The following is a 3,459-nucleotide window of genomic DNA, read 5'->3' as shown; positions in this document are numbered from 1 at the left end:
ATTCGTGTTACGTATTCGGGAAGTTGGGTTATAAAGGTGGCTCTAAGCCATTAACGTAAGTCTTATTTTTCCCTGTTTTGAAAACCTTTTCAAAACAAAACCGTTGACAATAATATCCTTTTTGTATCTGATTAAGGAGGTCAATCAATGAAGTTAGGTTATGCTATTGAATATATTAGACAGAAAAGAGATATGCCGATTAACACACTTATCAAGGACGTTTTATCTCGATCGACTTACAATCGCTTTGTTAATAATGAAACGAGATTGTCATTGTCAAAATTTATAGAGTTATCGTTACGTCTTAAAATTGATGCCGAAGATTTTTTGCAATTAATGGATCAAGCAGACTTATTTATTAGAGAAGAATTTTATAATTTTGATTGGGTGGATTTGTGTAGCTTGCAACACTATGACCGCACGCAATTATTATCAGCCAAACATTTTATTACTAAATTAGCACAAGAAGATGAATATTATCAGCATATTAATTGGTATTTAGATTTAGTTTTAGAAGATCGCTATCAAATACCAATTCCAAAGTCAGAATTAATAAAAATAGAGTCATATTTACGCAATATGCCCACATGGTATCATTTTGAATTTGCATTATTATCACACACCATGCAGCATTTTGAAGATGATTTACTTTATAAAGCTTTTGACCAAGCAGAATTATACGTGGCCAAGGAAATCTATTTAGATTATACACAGGTAGTATATACTTTATGTAGTAATATTTATTTTCACTTGTTGCATAAAGGAATTCCAATGGACTTAGAAAGATTTGAAAAGCTAATCGAAACTCACCCGCGTTCGCACATTTTATTTAAACAACGTGTCATGTTACATTTTTATCGCTTATTAGTTGACATTAATAATAAGAAAAATCAAGAGAAAGCAGTAAAAAAGTTAATTGAAAATTGTCAAAGCTTTGGTGCAGGTACTGTTGTGCAAGAATTAACTCAAAAATATCAACAGTATTTAATGAAGTATCCGGTATAACCACCACCAGTTTATTTATAATCCATTACAGAATTTAACCACTTATAGCAAGTTAAGAGGAGAATTATTATGCATGTAGGAGAAATAATTGAACAAATACGCATTGATCGTAATATGACGATTGACGACACTATTGGTAATCTCATGTCACGATCGACTTATGATTTATTTAAAAAAGGCGAAACAGATTTACGAGTGGATACAATTCTTTTACTTTTCGAACGACTACATTTAGATGAACGAGAATCGATTTTATTGGCAGAAGAATTTAAACAAATCCGTATCTTTTACGAATTTTGTGATCGCGTAGTTAAACTTTATCATGGGGCAAATCTCAATGGTCTCAAAGCATATAAAATGAAATTAGAAACATTGGCAGAAGCGATACCAATAGTTCCTCTTTTAATCCATGTAACAAATTGTTTTATTAGCATGTTGGAAATAAATAAAGTTTTACCAGAAGACAGCTTAGCTCTCGAACAATTTTTCTTTGAAAGTGAAACTTGGCTCATCTTTGAACTGCATCTTTTTGCTCGCATCGGTTTATTAATTACCAAGCCAGAGTATATCGATATGATTTATCATAATATTTTAAAAGTTATCGATTCACAATCTATCATAACACAATCCCTCGCCATCCATTGTGCACATGTGGTTATTATGTTGTGTTTTGATTACCAAGAGGAACAAAAAATAGAAACAATATTGCAACGCTTATTAGAAATTCAATTTAATGAGAAATATTTTTATGAGCTACAATTTAACCAATTTTTCTATTATTTGTATCAAGTGATATTTAAAAACAACACCGAAATGAATCAGGAACTCGATCGTTATTTTTCATTTCTTAATGAACTAGGCGCAGTACGGCCAGGAATAATTTCTTGGAATCTTTATGTTGGTTATATCAAAGATTATAATATGAAACAGGAATTAAAAGCAGAAAACTATCCCAATTTATTTAAAGAGAAGTGACAGCAAGTCATTTATTTGAACGAAATCGTTTTTTTATCCGATAAATGATAATTAGCTTGATTATAAATATCGAAATAATCAGTCTCAAGTACCTTTTTCTTCATTGAAAACATGATATGATAGATTTAAGAACAATAATCAGGAGCGTGAATCATGAAAAAATCCTATTTTAACAAAATGACTGTGCTATTAGTCTCGGTGATGTTATTGTCAGGCTGTCAAGCAATCAGTGAATTTATCTCTGGTTTTAAACAAGATTTCATTGGTTTAACAATGACAGTGCAAACGTATGATGATACAGCGCAAGTAATCGATTCAATCACAGGTAAATCGGTGTCGATTGAACGAGAAACAGAATTTGATTCGACTAATCATGAAGGTAATTCCAATAGCGATTCACATGTGTTAAATATTCAAATTGGTGGCCATACGATGACTCATGTTGGCTCGTCTTTAATTGCAGCCGAAACAGGATTAGAGGACTTAACGATGGAAATCCCAAACAAGGTAGAATTATATGATTCGCGTTCGAATTTACCATTTATTTCCCGTATGCAAAACCAATTAGGGCAATCTTTCTTTGGTAAGAAAAAGACGGTATTAATCCGGAGTCAAAATGGGACCCCATTAGCCGTGTATTCAGGTAATAATGTTTCTTACTTTAAAACCGATGTGCCTAAATCAACAGGCTTAATTATAGACGGAAAATACTTATTTATTTACCGTTGTGATTACACCATCTATGATAATGCTTTATTAAAATAATCATTTTTTTGAAATACTGCCTAACGACTAGCATCAAATCGTTGAGCAGTATTTTTTGTAGAAGGGCTTGAGAGAGCGGGGAAGGATGGTTGGTTATTTGTTTAGTGTATTTTGTGCACTGATTATCTTCATTGTATTGGAGTGGAGAAGAATGGTTGAACATGCGTGCACCTCAAATCTCGGAATTTTTCCCAGCGTTATTTATGGCATTTACATTAAGATTATGCTTTTCGGGTGAAAATATAGTGAAACTTTCAACATAAAGCGTTATTTTTTCAATTATTTTCTAAATGCTATATACAAGGCTTGAAATAAGTGTTAAACTAAACAGGTAGTAAAGAAATTAATTAATTATATTTTTTCCATTCATTTGTAAATCATATCTTTAAATTTATTTTTGTTATTGCAATATCAAGTGCTTAAGAGGCACACAGGAGGATTTACACATGGAAAATGGTACAGTTAAATGGTTTAATGCAGATAAAGGTTTTGGGTTCATTACAGGACAAGATGGAAATGATGTTTTTGCACATTTCTCTCAAATTCAAGGCTCTGGATTTAAATCATTAGAAGAAGGCCAACAAGTGTCTTATGACATTGAAAAAGGTCAACGTGGTTTACAAGCGACTAATATCGTTAAATTATAATCACTGAATAAATAATCAAACACCTCATCGTTTTCTAGGCTCTTTGTCAAATGGTGTGGGTCACGGA

4 protein-coding genes are annotated in these 3,459 nt (G+C 31.9%); all 4 read left to right on the top strand.

Annotation, left to right across the window (positions count from 1 at the left end; all coding sequences use genetic code 11):
* Positions 1 to 147: 147 nt before the first annotated feature.
* The 4 genes from HMPREF2811_RS07315 (at position 148) to HMPREF2811_RS07300 (ending at position 3,392) form a co-directional block, all read left to right on the top strand.
* Positions 148 to 1,005 (top strand): Rgg family transcriptional regulator, encoded by an 858-nt coding sequence (locus HMPREF2811_RS07315; protein WP_071408772.1) that lies wholly within the window; start codon positions 148 to 150, stop codon positions 1,003 to 1,005.
* A 69-nt stretch (positions 1,006 to 1,074) separates the two neighbouring features.
* The gene (locus tag HMPREF2811_RS07310; protein WP_071408771.1) at positions 1,075 to 1,980 is read left to right on the top strand and encodes an Rgg family transcriptional regulator; all 906 of its coding nucleotides are present in this window, start codon (positions 1,075 to 1,077) and stop codon (positions 1,978 to 1,980) included.
* 153 nt (positions 1,981 to 2,133) lie between these two features.
* A complete protein-coding gene (locus HMPREF2811_RS07305; protein ID WP_071408770.1) occupies positions 2,134 to 2,745 on the top strand; it encodes a DUF5052 family protein in 612 nt (203 codons plus the stop codon).
* Positions 2,746 to 3,191: 446 nt separating this feature from the next.
* Positions 3,192 to 3,392 (top strand): cold-shock protein, encoded by a 201-nt coding sequence (locus HMPREF2811_RS07300; protein ID WP_071408769.1) that lies wholly within the window; start codon positions 3,192 to 3,194, stop codon positions 3,390 to 3,392.
* Positions 3,393 to 3,459 lie beyond the last annotated feature (67 nt).

Source organism: Globicatella sp. HMSC072A10, assembly GCF_001811625.1.
GTDB classification, from domain to species: Bacteria; Bacillota; Bacilli; order Lactobacillales; family Aerococcaceae; genus Globicatella; species Globicatella sanguinis.
The sequence above is the reverse complement of the archived record's forward strand: the minus strand, read 5'-3'. Positions and strand labels throughout refer to the sequence as shown.